At 43.2% G+C, this 23,401-nt stretch carries 12 protein-coding genes; 8 read left to right on the forward strand and 4 right to left on the reverse strand.

Annotated features, from left to right (window positions below; translation table 11 throughout):
* Positions 1–14: 14 nt before the first annotated feature.
* From B3139_RS18275 to B3139_RS18290, 4 genes are read right to left on the reverse strand one after another with little or no spacing between them, the layout of a single operon-like run.
* Positions 15–1,775 carry a RagB/SusD family nutrient uptake outer membrane protein gene (locus B3139_RS18275; protein WP_293884974.1) on the reverse strand — a complete coding sequence of 587 codons (1,761 nt, stop codon included), beginning with the start codon at positions 1,773–1,775 and terminating at the stop codon, positions 15–17.
* A gap of 24 nt (positions 1,776–1,799) precedes the next feature.
* On the reverse strand, positions 1,800–4,679 hold the full coding sequence (locus B3139_RS18280) for a SusC/RagA family TonB-linked outer membrane protein (protein ID WP_293884975.1): 2,880 nt from the start codon (positions 4,677–4,679) through the stop codon (positions 1,800–1,802).
* A gap of 26 nt (positions 4,680–4,705) precedes the next feature.
* Positions 4,706–6,604, reverse strand: coding sequence for a RagB/SusD family nutrient uptake outer membrane protein (locus B3139_RS18285; protein WP_293884976.1), 1,899 nt, complete (start codon positions 6,602–6,604; stop codon positions 4,706–4,708).
* A gap of 13 nt (positions 6,605–6,617) precedes the next feature.
* On the reverse strand, positions 6,618–9,800 hold the full coding sequence (locus tag B3139_RS18290; protein WP_293884977.1) for a SusC/RagA family TonB-linked outer membrane protein: 3,183 nt from the start codon (positions 9,798–9,800) through the stop codon (positions 6,618–6,620).
* Between the two features lie 441 nt (positions 9,801–10,241).
* Here B3139_RS18290 and B3139_RS18295 point away from each other — a divergent pair, with 441 nt between their 5' ends.
* The 8 genes from B3139_RS18295 (at position 10,242) to B3139_RS18330 (ending at position 23,398) form a co-directional block, all read left to right on the forward strand.
* Positions 10,242–14,318, forward strand: a complete 4,077-nt coding sequence (locus B3139_RS18295; RefSeq protein WP_293884978.1) for a two-component regulator propeller domain-containing protein — start codon at positions 10,242–10,244, stop codon at positions 14,316–14,318.
* 183 nt (positions 14,319–14,501) lie between these two features.
* On the forward strand, positions 14,502–15,170 hold the full coding sequence (fsa, locus tag B3139_RS18300) for a fructose-6-phosphate aldolase (RefSeq protein ID WP_121123024.1): 669 nt from the start codon (positions 14,502–14,504) through the stop codon (positions 15,168–15,170).
* A 7-nt stretch (positions 15,171–15,177) separates the two neighbouring features.
* On the forward strand, positions 15,178–16,035 hold the full coding sequence (locus B3139_RS18305; protein WP_293884979.1) for a transketolase: 858 nt from the start codon (positions 15,178–15,180) through the stop codon (positions 16,033–16,035).
* Between the two features lie 28 nt (positions 16,036–16,063).
* Positions 16,064–17,023, forward strand: coding sequence for a transketolase family protein (locus B3139_RS18310; protein WP_293884980.1), 960 nt, complete (start codon positions 16,064–16,066; stop codon positions 17,021–17,023).
* Positions 17,024–17,035: 12 nt separating this feature from the next.
* Positions 17,036–17,869 (forward strand): alpha/beta hydrolase, encoded by an 834-nt coding sequence (locus tag B3139_RS18315; RefSeq protein ID WP_293884981.1) that lies wholly within the window; start codon positions 17,036–17,038, stop codon positions 17,867–17,869.
* A 105-nt stretch (positions 17,870–17,974) separates the two neighbouring features.
* Positions 17,975–20,431 (forward strand): glycoside hydrolase family 95 protein, encoded by a 2,457-nt coding sequence (locus tag B3139_RS18320; RefSeq protein WP_293884982.1) that lies wholly within the window; start codon positions 17,975–17,977, stop codon positions 20,429–20,431.
* Positions 20,432–20,458: 27 nt separating this feature from the next.
* On the forward strand, positions 20,459–22,015 hold the full coding sequence (locus tag B3139_RS18325) for a glycoside hydrolase 43 family protein (protein ID WP_293884983.1): 1,557 nt from the start codon (positions 20,459–20,461) through the stop codon (positions 22,013–22,015).
* A 6-nt stretch (positions 22,016–22,021) separates the two neighbouring features.
* Positions 22,022–23,398 carry a glycoside hydrolase family 43 protein gene (locus tag B3139_RS18330; protein ID WP_293884984.1) on the forward strand — a complete coding sequence of 459 codons (1,377 nt, stop codon included), beginning with the start codon at positions 22,022–22,024 and terminating at the stop codon, positions 23,396–23,398.
* Positions 23,399–23,401 lie beyond the last annotated feature (3 nt).

Below are 23,401 nucleotides of genomic sequence, written 5' to 3' on the forward strand. Positions count from 1 at the left end.
TGTGCTTGTTAAGTTTAATTCCAACCTATATTTTGTATAAGATTACTGTATTTAAGTACCTCACTGTAGGGGATTGGGCCATAATTCATATAGTTTTCATAGACTCTATTTTCTACAGGTATTTCGGTATAGTTATTATTAGTGATGCTTATTCCCTTGGCGGCGACATTGATGTCCATTTTCCAACGGCGGATATCCCAAAAGCGAAATCCTTCAAAGCAGAGCTCCAGTCGGCGTTCGTTTCGGATCAGCTGCCGCATTTGATCTTTATTGTTTTTTACTTGCTCGAGGTATGGATCACCATTGTTGGTGCCTACACCTGCACGCCTGCGGATAGCTTTGATGATATCGTATGCAGAGAACGTAAAGGTTCCCATGCCGGTAGGTCCCCAAGCTTCATTAGCAGCCTCGGCATAGGCTAGATACATTTCTGTCATGCGTATACGTGCGTTGAAATGCATTTGCTGGGTTGAAGATGATGGATTGAGATTGACATCCTGACGTAGGAGCTTTTTCAGGTAATACCCCGTCCGTGTGGAGGTTTCCACTTTGTTTAAGCCGTCATTTGTTGGACTATTGGCTGTTGTATTGATCGCTGTGTTGCTGACCCCCGCTGTTGCTCCATTGACAATGATATAGGTTTTCAATCGGGGATCCCTTTTGTCGTAAGGATTGGCCGTATTATAGGCCGAATTGGCATCACCAATGGGATATCCATTCTCCATGGGGAAGGCATCGACCAGGTTCTGTGTCGGGTTGAGTCGCCCTCTGCCAAATAATGTGGGCGGAAAATGGTCTTGCTCCATACTATTGCTATTTCCTTTGTCGGTGCGCCAAAGAATTTCGGCAGGATTGGATCCGGAGGTCAGGCCATCGACCACATCTTTATTGTACCAGGTAAATCCTTTAGGATCGATGCCACTGGCTCCACCTTTGGCTTGAATGACCTGTCCTGCATAGTTTGCGGCTTGTTCCCAAGTGGTTTTGCTCCCTTCACTGTACGCTGGACTTGCAGCCAGCAGCGCTGCTCTGGCTCGAATAGCTTGTGCGATGCGTTTGGTCATCCGTAGTTTAAATGTAGCGCCAAATACACGATTGTAATCATTGGCGTTTATGGATCCTGCATATTTGGCTGGAACCTGACCATCGCTAGTTATATTTTCGTAATCCATTGGTAGTAGGTCTTCTGCATTTTTTATATCATCGTACAACTGTTGCATACAGGCTTCAAATGAAGCTCGAGGTTGATTGAAATCCGAATTGACGGTCTCGGGAGTCAAATGAATAGGTACGCCCAGTATTTCCCCTGTACTTGACTTGCCGGCATGCGCTTGTAGGAGATGGAACATAAATAGCGCACGAAGACCGTAGGCTTCGCCTTTCATCCGGTCGTTGAATAGGGCGCTGACTTTTGGTTCCATTGCCCATTCTACCTGATCGGTTAAGGACAGAAAATTGTTTAGATATTGTATGGCTGCGTAGCTGTTTCGCCATTGATCGAAAGGGTTGTTTATGCTTGTCCACTGTCCGGTTGCCGTTTTTAGAAAAGTATTGTTCTTGTCGTTGCTCACGGCATTGTCGGTTGCTACATCGTCAAAGCTGTAACTGTTGCTCGGAATCCGGTTATATCCATTTAGGAGCAGTCCCTGGGCATACAAAGGACGGCTATTGGCTGTTTCAATTTCGAGATTGTTCTCTAGAGCCGGCTCAAACATATCTTCGCAGGAAGAAAATAACAGGCTGCTCAGGATAGCTATCGTTAGTATTTTTTTCATCATTCTCTTTTTAACTATTCATGATTAAAATAAAGCCTTTAGACCGACGTTGAAAAATCGGGTTTGGGGCGCTTGTCCAATATTCAATTGCATGGTTTCTTTTTCCTTTGCAATCATCAACAGATTGGATCCATTGGCATAAATTCCCAGTTCATGGATGAATTTGGAGCTGAGTATACGTTTGGGAAAATCATAGGAAAGCTGCACTTTGGACAGATTTATACGATCGTTCTTATAAAGCCAAAAGTCTGAACTTCTAAAGTTATTATCGCTGTTGAAAGTGGTTAGGCGTGGATAAGTTGCGGTCTCCTTGGTCGACTCGGTCCAACGGTCACGCACGGCCACCGAATATTTATCCTCTGCATCTACCCAAAAATATGAACTGTTTTTCATGGCCTTGGCACCGAATTGGCCTGTAGCAGCTGCAAATAGGGTAAAGTTGTTCCATTTCACTGTTAGGTTCAGTCCTAGTGTAAGTGGCGACCCCGCCCATCCGCCTTTGCCCAAATATACTTCGTCTCGTGTATCGATGGTGCCGTCTCCATTTTGATCTTTATACTTAATATCCCCTGGCTTTACTTCCCCAAATGAAGAGAAGGCCGAATTGTCGATATCGGACTGGCTCATATAGAAACCGTCGTGCTGTAAACCCCACAATGCATCGAGCGGCTTTCCGGCTCTATTTTGATAGCTAAACTGATAGAGTTCGTCCCTCTTGACTGCTTTTGTTGTATAATACATGCCATTGAAACCCAGCGATACAAAAGTTTGGTTGATCTGTTTGTTCAGATTGATGCCGAAGTCAATTCCCCGGCGTTCGTCAATGTTATAATTGATATAGGGAAGATCCGAGTAAACAGGCCAACCTGTCATGAAATACATGGGATATTGTGTTGTAGCCTGTACCAAACCGCCGCTCATACGATTAAAAAAGTAAGCGGTAGTGAAGGTGATCAGGTTATCGTAAAGTCCTCCTTCCAGGGCGACATTAAATTCCTTGCGTTTTGGAAACTTCATGCTTGGATTGTCCCCTCTTCGTCTGTCAAAAGAGTGCACCAATGCACCATCTGCCCAGCTATACCAAGCTCCGTCGTTGTAGGTGTAATAGCCTTGATAAAGGAAATAATCGCTAATGTCCAGATCGGTGTTTAGAATACCTGCTGAAGCGGACAATCTTAACTCGTTGACGATACTACTGTTGGCGAGGAAGTTTTCTTTTGACAAACGCCAGGCAAGTGCCAGTGTTGGGGATAGGGCTTGCCTGTTTCCCTGTGGTAATTTTGCAGAGTGGCTGTAAGCGCTACTAAAGTCAACATAATATTTGCTTGAATAGTTGTAGCCTAATTGTAGCCCTAGGTTAGCATTGCTGACTTTATGATAGCTGCCGGAGGCAGCGATCTGAAATGCATTGGCCAAAAGGATTGCCGAAACATGGTGGTTGTTATTGTAGGTGCGGTTAAAGTTTAGGGAGCCATTGAGTCCGATGGTCTGCCGATAGGTACTGCTGCTGATATTCTGGATACCTGAAATGCGGTCATCGCCATACTTTGTGAGGCTACTGATTCGATCTTTTCCATCGTAGTTATTCCATGAAGCCTGATACACCGCATAATTGTTGTTGTAAGACTGGTTGTAATTTGACTGATAGTCCACGGCGAGGTTAGTTTTAAAAACAAGGCCTTGCAGTATATTTTTCAAGTCAAAATTCAAACCCGTATTAAATTGAAACTGCCGGTTGAGATAACGATTTGTGCCACCGGCGTAAATATTTGCAAAAGCATTGGTTTGGTCAAGCTGACTTCCCCCCAGGAGATATTTGCCATCGATAAGAAAATTACTGTTGTTGACATAGACCATCGAGTTGATGTCTCCTTCTTCAATCATATCAATCGGGATGAGTGGGGAGAAGCGATGTGGCCGTATCGTGGCCGCTGCATCCCAATAGTTTGCATTTACTCCTTTTAAAACATAGAAACTGGCTGCTGCATCTACATTTAACGAGATGAGGTCGCTGACTTTGACATCTATATTACCGCGCATATTAAATCTATTGGCACCACCATTTTTTTTCGCTTGTCCAAAATTGAGCATAGAACCTTCTGACCAGAATCCAAAGTTGGTATAGTATTGCGCCCGCTGGTTGCCCCCCGATATTTCGGCAGTAGCATCGTAGCGGTTGTAATGATCTTTAATATAGTCCGATGAATAATAATCGACGTTAGGGTAGCGAAAGGGGTTTGTTCCAGCTGCATGCTGATAGATCGTTTCAGCACTATAAAGCGGTGTTAACCCATCATTTTGTCGGGCTTCGTTATACAATGTCATATATTCTGCTGAGCCTAAGTATTGCGGATAGCTTATCGCAGCGTTGATACCAGCATTCGCCCTGATTTTGATCTTCTGCCCCCCGGCCGTTCCACGTTTTGTGTTAATGCTGATGACGCCTTTGGCCGCCCGGCTCCCATAAAGTGCAATGGCATTGACTCCTTTTAGCACACTGATCTGCTCAATCTCTGTGGGCATCACATTGTTGGCATCGCGCGGAAATCCATCCACTAAGACCAGATAACCGCTCATTCCCCAAATATTTCCATTATAACCTGGAATAAATGCGTCGAGATTTTCTAGACTGTAGGTATTATAGCTCTTATCGAGCAATTGAGGAATATTGATGGTCTGCACATTGCCCATGAGATCATTTTTATGAACTTTGCGGAATGCGATTTGTACAATTGATGTACTATCTGTGCCGCTACTGTCTGGACTTGCGACTGTCAAAAATTCCCGGAATATATTTTTATCTGTTATAACGTTTGGATCATGTGATGCTTTGGCCATTCCTTCAGTGGTGGCGATCGAGCTTAATCCAAGACATAGTGCTATCGTTAATTTTTTGTACTTCATTTTTTGAATGATTAAATGAAAACTTGTTACCAGCCTGGGTTCTGATAGAACTCGGGATACATACTGACATCTCTGACTTTTAGTGGCAACCAGTAGTGTTTGCTCGTGAATTTGCGCTCCAAAATGATATTTTCTTGAATATTGACGACGCGATTTTGAGACGGATCTTGGTTGTTAAATACGCCTGCTCGATCAAAGGAAACCGCTTTTTTTAAGGTGTAAGGCGCTTCGGTCAATAACAACCAGCGGCGCAGATCATTAAAGCGGTGCCCTTCGAAAGAAAGTTCGACAGCACGTTCGCGGCGTAACTCGGAAAGCAGGGATTCGGCAGAACCGAGAAACTTACTGTCCACATGTCCCACGCCAGCCCGGTCGCGTACGATATTGATTGCGTCGACCGCAGTTTTACCATAATTGTCTGCTTTGCCCGTAGCCGAATTGGAAGCCATCATGGCAGCTTCTGCATACATCAGATAAACATCGGCAAGGCGCATGTAAGGGACGTAAATATGGAGCGTGGTTCCGTAACTATAGGCTTGGTCATATTTATTGGCTGTCAAAGGGATAAATTTACGTAAGACGTAGCCTGTCTGACTACCGGTACGGGTATCTCGATAGCTTCCGCCTGTATATAGGTTGGCGTTGCGGTTTTTTTCTTCTGATGCGGACATGTTGCCCTGAACTACTTTTGTGCCGTCAAAAATGATATCCTTATAAAAACGTGGATCCCGATCTTTCCAAGGATATTCGGCATTATATCCCGACTCCGAGTCGGACTTAGTAATGTCCTTTATCGGTAAGCCGCTTTTCATGCCATAGTAGTCGACATAATTTGCGGTTGGATTGAACTTAAGGTCGCCATCTCCGACCTCCAATGGGATATATTGTTTGCTCGTCCCCCAGTTAGATGCCCACGCATCAATGTAAGGCCCTCTAAAAATAGCTTCTGTGCTGCCGGGCATGGCCCAGTTTTGTCCGGTAGTATAAAAGTTTAAATGGATATTCGCTAGCGGTACCAGCGCATAATTTGTCTGGCCGCTTTCGACCAGAGAAAGCAATTCGCCAAAGGCTTGGGCGGCTTTTTTACAATAATCGGCGTGATAGGTTTTACTTCCTGTAGACTGAAAGTTCATCAACGGACTACCTGCCCAAAGGTAGTTTTTGCCAAGGTAGGCCAGTGCCATGATCTTATTGATGCGCAACTGGTTTTTACCCAGCGTACGTTTTCCGGCAGTAGTATTGTCCCAGTCGATGGGTAAAAGGTTTGCCGCTTCCCTAAAATCGGCTGCGGCGAGATCTGCACAGGCCTGATAGCTCAGTCGTGGTAACCGGAGCTTTTCGTCGCTCGGAAGTACATAATTAATGTAGGGCATACCGCCAAAATATTCCATCAGCCGGTGGTGAAACCAACCTCGGAAAAATAACAATTGCCCCTTGATCAGATCCTTTTCTTCTTGTGTTGCTTCGGTCAGTTTATCGATGTTTTCTAAGCCTAAGCTTATTTTGCGAAGCCCAAACCATGAGGCGCTCCATAGGTCGCGGAAGGCACGGTTGACAAATACATCGTCGTTTTTGGTGGTGAAATCACCCTGATCCATCCAACCGGCACCCCAACCATCAAAGTCTCTTTGCCAACCCCAAAAATTACCTTCGTCTATTTTGTTGACGAAATGAAAATTGTTTGCTGTGGAAGTTATTTCATCTTCGCCCCAGTTCCAGGAGTTGGTCCAGTAGTTGTTGCTGAAATTGACTACACAGTTATACAGCTCTTCGGTGTACCCCTGGAAGTTTATAAAATTTTTAAATGCTTCTTTGGATGATACGTTGGACTGCTCTTCTTTATCTAGATATTTATTGCAGGAGAGTAATGATGTGGATGACCACAGCACACCAGTTATAAAGATTACCTTGAAATATTTTTTCATCTGTCTAATTGCTTTAAAAAGTAATGTTTGCACCTAGATTAAACCGTTTTACAGTAGGATATGCTCCTTGGGAGGCCCAGCCTGTACCGGCGTAATTGGATTCTCGGTCATCGGGCATTTTCGACCAGAATACTAAGTTGTTGCCGTTTAGGAATAGGCGCAGATTCTGTAGCCCCATGCGCTTGATTACGCTCGATTCACGATTAAAATTGTAGGCTATTTCAGCGGTCTTTAATCGAATGTATGAGCCATCAAACATATACCTGTTGCCGGCGTTATAACTGCTCGGTTGCGATAGCCAGCGTGGGAGTGGCACATCGGCATTGATATTATCCTTTGACCAATAGGAGCCTTCATCGTAGGCCAGATTAAGCTGTCCCGAGAAACTATTGAAGACAACCTGCCGGGTGACATTATTGACAGCATACCATTGCGTCATGACACTGAAATTTTTCCAGTCGAAGCCAATTGTACAGTTGTATGTATTTTGGGGAACCGAAGGAAAGGCATAAGGTATATTATCCTTGGCATCAATAATACCATCACCGTTATAATCCAAGATGTGATAATTACCGGGAAGCTTTGCAAGATCATTGCTTTCGTGAATGGTGCTGCCATAAAGTTCGTCCCAAGTATTGTAATATCCCGAGCTCACGTAGGAATAGGTTTGATTTACCTGTTTGTTATCCGGTTTCTGATATTCTGGTAGCAATTCAGCTGCATCAGCATTGATGACTTTATCCTTAGCATGGGTAAAATTGATATCAGCCCATATTCTCCATTCGGTATTGAGTTGCTTATTAAATTTAAGTTCAACTTCATAACCTTTATTTTCTACCTCTCCAAGGTTGGCCGTTGGGGCCTCAACACCAAAATAGGATGGAATAGACCGTCCGCTACCGGTAATAAGCACATTCGTCCTGTGATCTTTGAAGAAATCTACCTTTCCGGAGATCTGTCCATTGAAAAGTCCAAAATCGACACCGAAGTTTAGCTTCTTGACTTTTTCCCAGCGGATATTTGGATTTCCCAGTATATTTTCTTTATACCAGATGTACGGACTGGTATTTCCATCGGAGTAGGAGAACCGACCGTCGACACCCATTCCTGAAGTACCGCCATAAGCCCATTGCGTAAGATAGAGAAATTGCCCACCACCACTGTCGTCACCAATATCACCATAAGAACCACGCAGCTTTAACATACTCAAAAAGGATAATGGTTTTAAAAACTCTTCTTCTGAAACTAACCAACCAATACCTCCTGAGTTAAAAAAAGCAAATCTATTTTCAGGTGCGAATTTTTCTGAACCGGTATAAGCACCGTTATATTCGAGCATATATTTGTTTTTATAGTTGTAGGTTGTACGGAATACCCAGTCTTCCCGATAGGAAGGAATAGTACTGCCTTTTCCGTATTGATTCCGGTTGACTAATCCCATAGCCGAAATATTGTGGTTTTGAGCAATGGTAGTTGCATAGTTTAATTGCAACTGATAAAATAATCTTCTATAAGTGAGTCTGTCGTCAACAAATCCTGCTCCTGTTGTCCAGTCAATCCCTTCCACAAAATCAAATCTATTGGTGCCATCGAAAGGGATCTGGTAAGTCGGAAGTCCAGTTTTGGGATCTATCCACTTGCTCTGTGTGTTATTATTCGCGTCGTTGATACCGCGGTTGGCTTCCACAAAGGTGTTGTCCAGTGACAGCGTTCCACGTACATTCAGTCCTTTTGTCAAAAATTTGAGGTCTTGTTCTAGTGTAAAATCGGTTGTGATTCGGCTGGTGGTTGTATACTCTGTTCCACTGATGGCCAGTACACGTGCGGAGTTTATTCCCGCATTCGGATTTGGCGCATTGAATCCCCAGGTACCATCCGAATATCGTGGATATATTACATCGGGAGCTACGGTGTAGGCTGCAATCCAATAGGAATAATTGTTGCCGCCGCCAAATGGACTTTTTCGGACACCACGGGAGCCCGCTAGATTTGTTGAAAATTTGGTCGTTGGCGTAAGCTGGAAATCCAGATTTGAGCGCACATTAAGGCGGTTGAAGCCATAGCCTGCTTTATAACCCCTGGCGTTTTCAAATTGGCGGAACATATCGCCTTCATAGAGGTAATCCGCGTTAGCAAAGTATTTGACAAATGGGGTGCCACCGGCAATATTAATACTGCTGTTTTGTGAAAACGCTTGACTTCTAAAGAGTTCCTTCGCCCAATCGGTATTTACATAGCGTTCTCTTTCGGTTTGATCTACCGGGAAACGATATTTATTGATAATATCCTGCGGTGAATAATCGGCCCAACTTGTAGGGTTGATGCCCAATTCATACTCAATCACCTTATTGCGTAGCATCAATGCATCATAAGAATCCATTTTGCCTGGAAGCTGGGAAACGGTCTTTACAATGTTGTTGACGGTACCCCTTATCATCATTTGTCCTTCTTTACCCCGCTTAGTGGTAATTAAAATAACGCCGTTTGCCCCTCTAACACCATAGACAGCAGTTGCCGAGGCATCTTTTAGTACAGAGATTGTTTCAATAGAACTGATATCTACCGCGGATAACGGCCTTTCCACACCATCGACCATCACTAAAGGGTCGGTATTATTCCACGTGCTACGGCCGCGGATCACGATACGAGGATCCTCTTCACCAGGCATACCAGTACTTGCAGTGGTAATTACGCCCGGTAGATTGCCTGTCAGTGCGGCACCTACGCTGGAAACACCTCCTGCGCGCTCAAGAATTTTACCGGAAGTCTGCGTAATAGCTCCTACAACGGTCTCCTTTTTCTGACGACCGTACCCGACAACTACCGTTTCTTCGATTTCGATTGACTGATCGGTTAACTGTACTTCAATGGTGTTTTTATTGTGGATATCGACTTCTATTTTGCCATATCCTAGCTTAGAAACAGTCAACAAAGTGTTATCTGCCGGGACCTGGATTGTAAATGCTCCATTATCATCAGTAGCCGTGGCCAGCGATGTGCCTTTTACCCGAATGGATGCACCGCTCACTTTTTTATGGTTACTATCGACGACAATGCCCTTTATCTGTCTTTTGGCCTGTGCAAAGAGTGTTGCTTGCCCCACGTAAAGTAGGAAAAGCAGTAAAGTGAATGGTTTAGCTATACCCCATAGCTTTTTCCAACGCCTTACTCGTGTGATTTTATATGTAATCATCATCGCATTTTTGGATTGATAAATAGGTTGAAGAATTATTGGTTAAATGTTCTTTAATTGGCGTGATACTTTTGTATCCCTATCCCCTTAGCTCATATTGATAGATATGAGGGGACAGTCAAGGATCATCAGATACTGTCATAAATTGTATATTATAATTGGTTAAATTCTCTATTATAACTGTTTCGCAACCGGTTGCATGGTTGAGATGCAATTTCCAACACTAGGAGATGCCTTTCAAATCAGTTTATAATTGTAAATCAAAGCTAGCCAATGTTAAATTTTTTGGATAGCAAGAATGTTTAAATGAAGGAAAATAATGTCAAAAATTGCCATCCATACAGCATAAATAATCGTTTCGACTAGTTTAGTAGGTATTAATTTGATAATTTAGTTGACAGTTCAGCATCGATTTTCTGTGCTGCAGATTACACACCTAAATATATGATACGGACATTACTGTTATTTACTTGGCTGTTGTTGACGTTTTTTTCTTATGGGCAAAACCAACCCGTAACCTTTCAACGCTATTATTCGAAGGACGGCCTTTCTTCCAATACTATCTATAGCATCTGTCGTGACAGTTATGGTTTTCTTTGGTTGGGAACAGAGGATGGACTTAATCGCTTCGACGGACGTCATTACAATGTATACCGGTATGACGCCAATAAGGAGAATAGTTTAATGGCTAACCATATTTCGGCGTTAAAGGAAGACAGAAAGGGGAGGATATGGATTGGTACGAACGGTGGTGGATTGAGTTATTATGATCGGGAAGCCGACCGAATTCGCTCCTATAATATTACGCCTGATGGTAAATGGGTGAGTACTGCAATCAATTCGATTGACCAGGATGCGAATGGAAATATTTGGATTGCTTCTTACGGTGCTTTATATGTTTTGGATGTAGATAATCTACAAAAGAAGATGGATCCCACCTATAGATACATTTTGGAAACGTTTGCTGGTAAAGTAACGGGTTGCGTATTCCGGGATAGACATAACAATATGTGGGTATCGTCGGAGAACGCAATATTCCGTATATCAGCAAACTTAAAGACCATAAAGCGTTTTGAGGTTCTTTCGGAACAGGATGGTTACGGAAATGGTATTGATATTACTTCCATTGTGGAAGATGATAAAGGCAGGATTTGGATGGGATCTATGCTAGGACTTAAATATTTGACGCCTGGAGATACCGAATTCAAGAAATTTAAATCGGAGGTCGGAAAAGGAGCGTTGAGCAGCCCCCGGGTTTATACCTTGTGCTATAATCAAAAGCAGGAATTATGGATCGGAACGGATAATGGTCTCGATGTATTGAATACCAATAATTTTACCGTTCGGACCTTCAAGCCGGACCCAAGTAATGTCCATAGCCTTTCTCATAAATCGATACGGTCGATTTGTATGGATAGCAGCGGGATCTATTGGATTGGTACTTTTCAGGGTGGCTTAAATAAGTTTGATACCAATTTAAGCCAGTTTAGCTTAAAAAGTCTTGACTTTTTGGAAGGAAGGAATGGCGATCCGGCCATCGTAACCTCGTTTGCTGCTTATCAAAATAAGATCTTTTTGGGAGTTGATGGTGGTGGTATTTGGAAATATGATCGAACAGCTGATCGATTGTCACCTTTTACACTTTCTGCTAGCCTGCCTAAAGATCTTACGGTACTAGCCTTGGAAAGAAAGCTCGATCAACTTTGGATCGGTACTTATCAGCAAGGGGTGGTTTGTTATGATTTCAATTCTGGAAATGTCAAACGATACACCGTTGGCAATAGGACAGACAACTTAAATAATAACGACATCTTTTGTTTAAAAGTTGACTTCCGGGGAGACACCTGGGTTGGGACAAATGGAGGTGGTATAAACATCATCCAAAAGGGAAGCGGGATTGTCAAAAAATACAAGCGAGAGGAGCCGTCAGATGATGGGATCGAGTTGCCTGGGAATTTTATACGTGCGCTGGCGGAAGATGAAGAACATAACATGTGGATAGGTACCTATGGATCGGGTCTAGTGATGTACGACCCTATTAAACGACATACTATAACTTATGATAAAGCAAAAAGTAAGCTTCCAAGCAATTATATATTAGCTGTACATACCGATAAAAAGGGCAATTTGTGGGTCGGAACAAATGGAAATGGGGTGGGTTTGCTACGAAAAGGGAAGACATTGTTTGAGACTCTTTCCGAGAAAGATGGTTTACTGAATGGCGCGATCCAGAGTATTATTGAAGACGATATGGGGCGGATTTGGTTTTCGACTAATAAAGGATTGAGTTGTTACTCTCTGACAAATAATAAGTTTAAAAACTATTCAAATGCCGTAGGATTACAAGAAGGGGCTTTTATGCTTGGAGCATCGTTGAAAACAGATGATGGTGAAATTTACTTTGGCGGTCAGAAGGGTTTTAACCATTTTTATCCTGCTCATTTAAAAACGAATAGTAATCCTGCCAGGGTCGCACTAACGGATCTAAAAATTGACAATGTGATTATTCAACCTTCAGACAAAGGTCCAATACAACAGTCGCTCCTGACTGCGGATCGTATCAACCTGAAGTATAAGCAGAATTTTTCCATTTCTTTTGCTGCGCTGAACCTCACCGTGCCCGAAGATAACCAATATGAGTACCGCCTTGTCGGTTTTGACAAAAACTGGATTCGAAACGGAAAGGAAAACAGCGCCTATTACACTAATTTAGATCCTGGAGATTATGTCTTTGAGGTACGTGCAAGTAACAATGATGGCATTTGGAACAGGGAAATTAAATCGATAGCTATTCACGTTGCACCACCTTTTTGGCGAACAATTTATGCTTATTTATTTTATGTGTTTGCCTTTGCTGGGGTACTTTTGTCTATCAGGCATCGAGGAATTCAAAAGTTAAAGCAAAAATTTGCGCTGGAGCAGGAACGTATTCAGGCGAGGCAGCTTATTGAACAGCAAAAAAGAGATGCTGAGACCAAACATCAGTTGGATGCGATGAAGATCAGGTTTTTAACCAATTTGAGTCATGAATTTCGCACACCAATCTCTTTAATCATGGGACCCATCGATGCGTTATTGGCCAAAAGTAAAGATAACAAACTGGGCGATCAGCTTAATTTGATCAGCCGCAACGCCCGCCGGCTATTGAATTTGGTCAATCAGTTGCTCGATTTTCGTAAAATGGAATACCATGAGCTAAAATTGCAGGACGAGGATGGTGAATTGGTGTCGTTTGTACAGGAAGTATACCGCTCCTTTCAGGACATGGCTTTACAAAAAGGTATAGATTATTCCTTTGTTCCCTGTCAGGAAAAATTGTATTGCCGTTTTGACCGCAATAAGATTGAACGTATTTTATTTAATTTAATTTATAATGCCTTTAAATTTACAAAAAAGGGCGGGGATATCGCCGTAAGTATAACAATGGCAAATATGGTCGACAAAAAGCTTCATGTCAATCTTGAAGTTCGTGACACAGGTATCGGTGTTCCGGAGGAGCTTCAAAAGTCCATATTTGAAAGCTTTTTCCAATACGATAATGAGGGTAAAGTGGCAAGTCAAGGTTCTGGAATTGGGCTATCGATTGCCCAATCATTTGTTCAGATGTACCGTGGTGAGATTTCTGTAGACAGCCAACCGGGCAGCGGCAGTGTCTTTAAATTTGATCTGTGGTTGGATCAGGCTGAACCGCAATATGAAGAGGTGCCCGATTGTGAAGCGATAACGGCGGTACAGCCAGCTGAACTTAGGCAGAGCCCACTAGTACTGATTATTGAAGACGATGAAGATTTTAGGTATTATCTCTACGAGTCCTTAAAAGAGCATTATCAGATCATTGAAGCTACGAACGGGAAGGACGGCTGGCAAAAGGCGCTTTTTCATCATCCCGATCTCGTGGTGAGCGATGTTCAGATGCCTTATATGAATGGTATGGAATTTTCTCAGAAGCTTGCCCAGGATAAACGGACAAAACATATCCCGGTCGTTTTACTGACTGCTTCACATGTCGATAATGGACTTGTCTGTGGCCTTGAGTCGGGAGCAGTCGGTTACCTGACTAAGCCGTTTGATATGGATGTACTAGTCGCTAAGGTTAATAGCTTGTTGCAGCTAAATCAGGCGTTCAAGGAAGTCTATAGTAAACAGGTATCTATTTTGGCGCCCGAAGTCACTATAGAATCCGAAAAGGATAAATTTTTACAAAAGGTACTCAAGTATGTCCACGATAATGTTGACAATCCACAATTATCGGTGGAAGCGTTAAGTGCTCATACGTTGATGAGCAGAGCCTCCCTGTATAACAAATTATTGGAACTTACGGGTATGTCACCCGTAGATTTTATCCGTTCAGTAAAATTAGAAAAGGCTGCGAGCCTGTTAGAGAAAAGTGATAAGTCTATTTCTGAAATTGCCTATGAAACGGGATTTGCCAATCCAAACTATTTTACAAAAGTCTTCAAAGCGAAGTATCAGATGACGCCGAGTGAATATATTCAATCGCAGAAAAGCGCGTCTGTGTGAGCGGTATATAATAGTTGTTTAAAAGGTTGTGTTAGATTACTTTTTGAGAAGGGTATGCTGTTTTAAACATTTTTACCCTTCTTTTTTTTATTTGTTGCAATCCTATCTACCTGAAAACAATAGTTTTGTCTTATAACCAATCGCTAGGGAGCTAGCGAATACAAAACTAATCAACTAAAAAAAATGAAATTTTTTATCGATACAGCAAGTCTCAGTGAGATTCGCTTGGCTCAGAATTTAGGTGTCCTAGATGGTGTAACGACCAACCCTTCGCTGATGGCAAAAGAGGGAATTGCAGGAACGGTTCATGTTCACGCACATTACAAAGCTATCTGTGATATTGTAGACGGTGATGTAAGTGCTGAAGTGATCTCAACTGATTACAGTTCAATGATTGAAGAGGGTATGCTCTTGGCGGCTTTAGACAATAAGATTGTGGTTAAGGTCCCGATGACCGAAGACGGTATTAAAGCTATCAAATATTTTAGTACTAAGGGAATTAAGACCAACTGTACCTTGGTATTTTCAGCTGGTCAGGCGCTCTTAGCCGCTAAAGCCGGAGCAACCTATGTATCACCTTTTGTGGGCAGGCTGGATGATATATCTGTCGATGGGCTGGCACTGATCCGCGAAATACGGACGATATTTGATAATTACGCTTTCCCAACCCAGATTCTTGCGGCTTCGGTACGCCACAGTGCGCATATTCTGGGTTGTGCCAAAATAGGCGCAGATGTGATGACAGGGCCCTTGCAGGCGATCTTTTCACTATTAAAACACCCGTTAACGGATAGTGGACTAGCGCAATTTTTAGCTGATCATAAACGCGTTGCTGCGCAAAGTAACAATTGAGATGGTCATGACAAAACATAGTATACATAATTTAGAAGCTATTGTTAAGCAGGTACGGAGAGATATAATCCGAATGGTGCATGGATGCCAGTCAGGACATCCTGGGGGATCGTTGGGTTGTACCGAATTGTTGGTGTGCCTATACTTTGAGTTGATGCAGCGAAACGACCATTTTGACTTGGACGGCATAGGAGAGGATCTATTTTTCCTTTCCAATGGACATATATCTCCCGTTTTTTACAGTGTTCTTGCACGGGCAGATTATTTTCCGGTAGATGAACTTTCCACCTTCAGAAAACTCAATTCACGCCTTCAGGGACACCCCACGACGCATGAAGGACTTCCTGGTATTCGTGTTGCTTCAGGGTCTTTAGGACAGGGGCTTTCTGTCGCTATTGGTGCTGCACAGGCTAAAAAGCTAAACCATGACAATCATTTAGTTTATGCATTGATGGGGGATGGCGAATTACAGGAAGGCCAAGTATGGGAAGCGGCTATGTATGCCGCGCATAACAAAATGGACAATTTGATTGCCATTGTAGATTACAATGGCGCTCAGATTGATGGCGCTACCAATGATGTGCTTTCGCTGGGCGATCTACCGCGAAAATGGATGGCATTTGGCTGGACCGTTATTGAAATTATGCGAGGAAATGATATTGAATCGGTGATTTCGGGACTTCGAAAAGCTCAAGCTTCAACTGGCGTAGGCATGCCAGTAATGGTGTTGTTACATACGGAAATGGGGAATGGCGTCGACTTTATGATGGGTTCACATAAATGGCATGGCATTGCTCCCAACGATGAGCAACTAAGCTTGGCCTTAAATCAGAATGCAGAAACATTGGGGGATTATATCGCTTAATACGCAAAGGATTTTGAAATAGATTAACATGAAAAAATATACATATACAGAGTCGAAAGACACGCGTTCGGGATTTGGAGCCGGTTTGCTTGAAGCAGGAAAGCAGGACGAAAATGTGGTCGCACTATGTGCCGACCTGATCGGTTCGCTAAAAATGAACGATTTTATCAAAGCCTTTCCTGAACGCTTTTTTCAGATAGGGATTGCAGAGGCAAATATGATGGGAATCGCGGCTGGACTTACCATCGGTGGAAAAATACCTTTCACAGGAACGTTTGCTAATTTTTCAACAGGGCGAGTATACGACCAAATTCGGCAATCAATTGCTTATTCGGATAAAAATGTAAAAATAGCAGCTTCACATGCTGGTCTGACGTTGGGTGAAGATGGGGCGACCCATCAGATATTGGAAGATATCGGATTGATGAAAATGCTTCCTGGAATGACTGTTATCAATCCTTGCGATTATAACCAGACGAAGGCCGCGACACTAGCTGCTGCTAAACATAAGGGGCCAGTTTACCTGCGATTTGGTCGTCCCGTGGTGCCGGTTTTTACGCCCGAAGATCAGGAATTTGTGATTGGTGAAGCCGTGATGCTGAATCCAGGCACCGCAGTGACTATATTGGCGACAGGGCATCTTGTGTGGGAAGCCATCCGTGCGGGCGAAGAGTTGGAAACTTTGGGTATTGACGCCGAGATCATTAATATCCATACCATCAAACCTTTGGATGAACATGCCATACTGAATTCTATTGCTAAAACCGGCTGTGTCGTTACCGCTGAAGAACATAACCGTATCGGTGGACTTGGCGATAGTGTCGCACAATTGCTGACAAAGAAAATGCCGAGGCCGCAGGAATATGTGGCTGTGAATGATAGCTTCGGTGAATCGGGGCCACCGAGTGCATTGATGGATAAATATGGCCTGAATGCAGACGCAATCGTAGCAGCTGCGCTGCGGGTACTTAAAAGGAAAGAGATGTAAATCAATTATAATATGAAAAAGATAATTTGCACACTATTGTGTGTTTTCTCCGTCAGTTTAATCGCTCAAGCTCAGCAGGCTGCTCCACAAGGATTTGATCTTGAGCGAGCATTGGGCTCAACTGGAAAAATAGATTCCATAGTTTATCCTTCAAAAACTGTTGGGGTAATGAGAAAAGCCTTAATCTATACGCCGCCTGGATATAATGCTGCAAAAAAATATCCTGTAATGTACTTGTTGCATGGAATAGGTGGGGATGAAAGGGAATGGTTCAGACATGGAACCCCGCAGGTTATTTTCGATAATCTATATGCCGAGGGAAAAATGGAACCCATGTTGGTGATTATGCCGAATGGCCGCGCTATGCAGGATGATCGAGCTGGTGGTAATGTGATGGCACCTGATCGGGTTGCAGCGTTTTCGACTTTTGAACAAGATCTTATCAATGACCTTATTCCCTATGTCGAAAATCAGTTTCCCGTTATCAAAGATCGCGAACACCGAGCGATTTTTGGATTATCGATGGGGGGCGGTCAGTCGCTGAATTTTGGACTGGCTCATATGGACACGTTCGCTTGGGTAGGAGGCTTTTCTTCTGCACCCAATACGAAGATGCCACAAGATTTACTCCCTAATCCACAAGAAGCTAAAGACAAACTAAAACTACTGTGGATATCCTGTGGTGATCAGGATGGCTTGCTTCATATTAGTAAACGTACGCACGAATACCTTTCGCAAAATGGGGTGCCTCATATTTATTATCTGGAGCCTGGAGGACATGATTTCAATGTGTGGAAAAATGACCTTTATAATGTTTCGCAATTGGTATTTAAGGATAAAAAATAAACAATTTTTAATTAGCAATAAACTAGTACATATTTTGCCGGGCTGGGTTTAACGTGGATAAATCTGTTGTTTAGGTCGGAAACGGTAAAAATAGGATGAAGAGAAATGATTAAAAACCTTATTTGGAAGCATATTATCACATTCATTGGAATCATAACATTGCATACTACACTTTTGTTTGCGCAAAAGCGGTCGGCTTTAACCCTATGGTATGATCGGCCGGCGGATGAGCGGATATGGGAGCAGGCCTTACCGCTAGGAAATGGTCGGTTGGGTACGATGTTTTATGGAATCCCATCGTGTGAACGCATGCAGCTCAATGAGGAAACTATCTGGGCTGGTAGTCCTTATCGGAACGATAACCCCAAAGGCGGTGGGGCATTAAAAACTATTCAGGATTATATATTTGACGGGAAGTCAGCTGAAGCTGAAAAGCTTGCAAATGAAACTTTCTTTACAAAGACCCATGGTATGCCTTATCAAACTGCCGGCAATATTCTGCTGCGATTTCCGGGCCATGATAACTATCAGGACTATTATCGTGAATTGGATATCGAGCACGCTGTAGCGCGTTCTCATTATACAGTAGATGGAGTAAAATATACGAGGGAGGTTTTCACTTCCTTTGCTGATGATGTGATCGTAATGCAGATCCGATCGAGCATGAAAGGGAAACTTAACTGCACCTTGGCGTATGAGAATGAGTCGAAGCATACTATTTTTAAGAGCGGTGATCGACTTGTTTTGGAAGGACGAGGTACTGATCATGAAGGTGTTAAAGGGGAGGTTGTTTATCAGATCCATACCGGAGTAAACCTTACGGATGGAGAGCTAGTTGTGGATGACGAATCGATTACTATAAAAGATGCGACTTCCATCCGTCTTTATATTTCAATTGCGAGTAATTTCAAAAATTATAAACAGTTGGGATCGGATCCCTCCAAGGGGGCTACGGAAAGGTTGCAAAAAGCGATGAGAAAGGATTATCAGTTAGCTTTTCAGCAGCATAAAACCGCTTACAATAAGCAGTTTAACCTTTTTCAACTGCATTTGGGCAGCGTCAACGACGAACAGCAACAGCCTATTTCAACACGAATTGCTAATTTTGCCCATACGCAGGATCCAGCGCTAGTTACCCTATTGGCTCAATTCGGCCGATATTTACTTATCTGTTCTTCGCAGCCAGGTGGTCAACCTGCTAACTTACAAGGCATCTGGAACCCCTCCATGCAGCCCGCTTGGGACAGTAAATACACGATCAATATCAATACGCAGATGAACTATTGGCCTGCGAATGTAACTAACCTTTCAGGAACGCTTCAGCCATTATTTTCCATGATTAAAGAACTCAGCGAAAGTGGAAAAGAAACGGCAAAAACGTTGTATAATGCATCTGGTTGGGTAGCTCATCATAATACAGATATTTGGCGTGTGACGAGTCCTATTGATTTTGCGGCAGCTGGAATGTGGCCCAGTGGGGGGCTGTGGTTGTCGCAACATGTATGGGAGCATTACCTTTTTACGGGAGATCGTTTTTTTTTAAAGCAATATTATCCCACTATGAAGGGCGCTTGTGATTTTCTTTTGTCTACACTTATAGTACATCGTGGATATCCAGATCAGCAATGGCTTGTTTTGAGTCCTTCAATTTCGCCCGAACAAGGTCCACTCGCTGCCGGAGTGACGATGGATAACCAGCTGTGTTATGACATGCTCACGCGTACTGCTTTGGCTGCAGACGTGCTGGGTATCGATTCTAGCTACAGGGATACTTTGCTAAGTACGGCTCGCCGTATTCCACCGATGCATATCGGTCGATATAACCAGCTACAAGAATGGATGGAAGATGTGGATGATCCGCAAAATCAACATCGGCATATTTCACACCTATATGGATTATTTCCAGGGAGCCAAATTTCACCTTTTGGCACACCTGAATTGTTTGAAGCAGCCCGTAATTCATTGATTTATCGCGGGGATTTCGCAACAGGATGGTCGATCGGCTGGAAAATAAACTTATGGGCCCGCCTTTTGGATGGAAACCATGCGTACGAAATTATAAAAAATATGCTAACCCTTTCTGATGAAAAGCATCCAGAGGGACGTACCTATCCTAATCTTTTTACAGCACATCCTCCATTTCAGATAGATGGTAATTTTGGGCTAACAGCAGGTGTGGCAGAAATGCTGGTCCAAAGTCACGATGGTGCTGTGCATCTCCTGCCAGCGATTCCCGATCGATGGAGCGACGGGTGGGTAAAAGGCATAAAGGCACGTGGAGGATTTGAAATTGAAATGCAGTGGAAAAAAGGAAAGATAAAGGAAGTCAGGGTATTTTCTGCTTTAGGTGGCATGTTGCGGCTTCGTACAGCTTCGGCATTGGAAGGGCCTGGAATTCAACTCGCAAAAGATTATCTGAGCAATGCTCTTCTCACTTCAATACGAACACCAAAACCTATTCAGTCAGCTGAATCACATCTGAAAGGAATTAAATTACCACACTATTACGAATACGACGTGCTGACCGTGCCCGGGAAATACTACACTTTAACGGCTTATTGAATTAACGTGAACATTTAATCATTTACTATGTTAAGAAAGAAAATTAGTGCTTTTGTCTGCTGCTTTATGATCCTGTTTTTGGATTCATTAGCGCAGCAAGCCCGTAATCCAATCATCTTTGCCGATGTACCCGATATGTCCATGATACGCGTTGGTGATACCTATTACATGAGCAGCACCACCATGCACATGAGCCCCGGGGTTCCGATAATGAAATCCAAAGATCTCGTCAATTGGACTTTGGTTAATTATGTGTATGATCGCCTTGCAGATCAAGATGAGCTCAATTTGTCGAATCAGAAGAATGCGTATGGGCACGGTTCCTGGGCAAGCAGTTTACGCTTTCATGATGGACAATACTATGTAAGTACATTTTCTTCCAATACAGGTAAAACACATGTCTATCGCACGGCAGATATTGAGGAAGGAAATTGGGTTTCTACCGAGTTTAGGCCGATGATGCATGATCATAGTTTATTCTTTGACCAAGGAAAAAATTATATGATCTGGGGTAGCGGACGGATCCATATTGCCGAATTGTCGCCCGACTTTTCAGGCATTAAAGCTGGGACAGAACGCGTGTTATTAGATGATGCTTCTTTACCTGCTAAACCTAAAGAAGGTAAAGTGGGTTTGCCGGCTGAGGGGTCCCAAATGTTTAAGATCAATGGCTTTTATTACCTTTTTAATATTTCATGGCCAGCTGGAGGAATGCGCACGGTGATTGTCCATCGGGCAAGTCAACTGGAAGGTCCGTATGATGGGAAAGTGGTTTTGCAGGATCAAGGTGTGGCCCAGGGGGGGCTGATTGATATGCCCGACGGAAAATGGTATGCGTATCTTTTTCAGGATTATGGTGCTGTAGGACGTATTCCATTTTTGGTCCCTGTCATATGGGAAGATGGATGGCCCGTGCTCGGTATCGGCGGAAAAGTGCCGACTACCTTAAATCTTCCTGCAAATAAAAGTTTAATTCCCGGAATCGTTAACTCCGATGATTTTGACCGGAAACATGGAGATGCGGCTCTTCCACTGGTGTGGCAGTGGAACCATAATCCAGACAATAATCTATGGTCTGTAACAGCGCGAACGGGCTTTTTGAGAATGCATACTGGCGATCGCACCGACGATTTTCTCTCGGCCAAAAACACCCTCACCCAGCGTACCATCGGGCCGACTTGCAGTGCAGCTATTGCTATCGAGGTTTCTAACATGAAAGATGGTGATTTTGCGGGCCTATCGCTATTGCAAAAAAAATATGGTTTAGTTGGTGTGCGTATGGAAGGAAATACGAAATCATTGGTGATGATCAATGCGGCGACAGGTGTACCACAAGAGGTGGCCAAGATCGGCCTCAAACAGCAGCGTATATATCTTAAAGCAAGCTGTGACTTTACAAACAAAAGAGATGTCGCTCAATTTTTTTATAGTACCGATGGGCGCAATTGGAACAGGATAGGTAATGAGCTAAAAATGAATTATACCATTCCTCATTTTATGGGCTATCGATTCGGACTTTTCAACTATGCAGCTAAATCCGCTGGTGGTTATGTAGATTTTGATTATTTCCATTTGACAAATTAAGATGATATGATGAAACGTTTTTTTATACAATCCCAATTCGGATTTTTGCTCCTATTCTTCGTTGTGGTGGGTAAATTAAGGGCGCAAAACCCCATTGTGCAGACTGCTTATACTGCGGATCCGGCCCCTTTGGTGTATAACAACAGACTTTATCTTTATACTACACAGGATGAAGAAGAATCTACCTGGTTTAACATGAACAATTGGCGTGTGTATTCGACCGATGATATGGTGAACTGGACCGATCATGGTGCGATTCTTTCTTATACAGATTTTGAATGGGCAAAAGGTGATGCCTGGGCGGCGCAATGTGTTGAAAAGAATGGTAAATTTTATCTTTATGTACCTGTCATTTCCAAAGTGAACAATCGAGGTGCGATCGGCGTTGCTGTAGGAGATAGCCCATTGGGACCATTTTATGACCCTTTGGGGAAACCATTACTGCAAAGCGAATGGGGAGATATCGATCCTACTGTGTTTATTGATGACGACGGCCAAGCTCATATGTATTGGGGTAACCCCCAGCTGAAATATGTTAAGCTGAATGAAGATATGATCTCCTATAAAGGTGATATTGTTGAGGTTCCGATGACTGCAGCATCGTTTGGAAAGAGGGAGGGCGACCCGAAGCGGCCTACGGGCTATGAGGAAGGGCCATGGTTATATAAAAGAAATAGTTTATATTATCTTTTTTGGCCGGGAGGTCCTTTGCCAGAATTTATTGGTTATTCGACAAGCCAAAAAGCCGAGGGACCTTGGAAGTACGGTGGTATAATCATGCCTGCGGAAGGAAAAGCCTTCACAAATCATCCTGGCGTTGTCGATTTTAAAGGAAAAACCTATTTCTTTTACCATAATGGTGCCTTACCTGGAGGGGGAGGCTTTACGCGGTCTGTCGCTGTTCAAGAACTGAACTTTAATCCAGACGGCAGTATCGATCCAACGAAAATGACAAATGGAATTACTCAAGCGACCGGCAAAGTGAATCCCTATGAACTTCATCAGGCTGAAACGATTGCTTGGTCCGAGCACGTTAAATCCTACCAAAATAAAAAGGTGGGCGTTTTTATAAAGGCAAAAAAAGATGGGGCTTTCACCTGCGTGAAGAATGTTGACTTTGGTGAGGAGGGAGCACGTAATTTTTTTGCACGGGTAGGAACGACGCATAATGGAGGTATCCATATGGAGGTACGTTTGGGAGCGGTTGATGGAGCGTTGTTAGGTACGATACAGGTGCCCATGACGGGGGGAGATGACAGATGGACTACAGTTGAGACAGCACTGTCCGATAAAGTATCGGGACTACACGATCTATATTTTGTTTTTAAAGGTAAGGCACCGTCAAATATCCTGTTTTTCGATTGCTGGAAATTTGGAAAGTAACAT

The organism is Sphingobacterium sp. UBA1498, assembly GCF_002325125.1.
GTDB lineage: Bacteria > Bacteroidota > Bacteroidia > Sphingobacteriales > Sphingobacteriaceae > Sphingobacterium.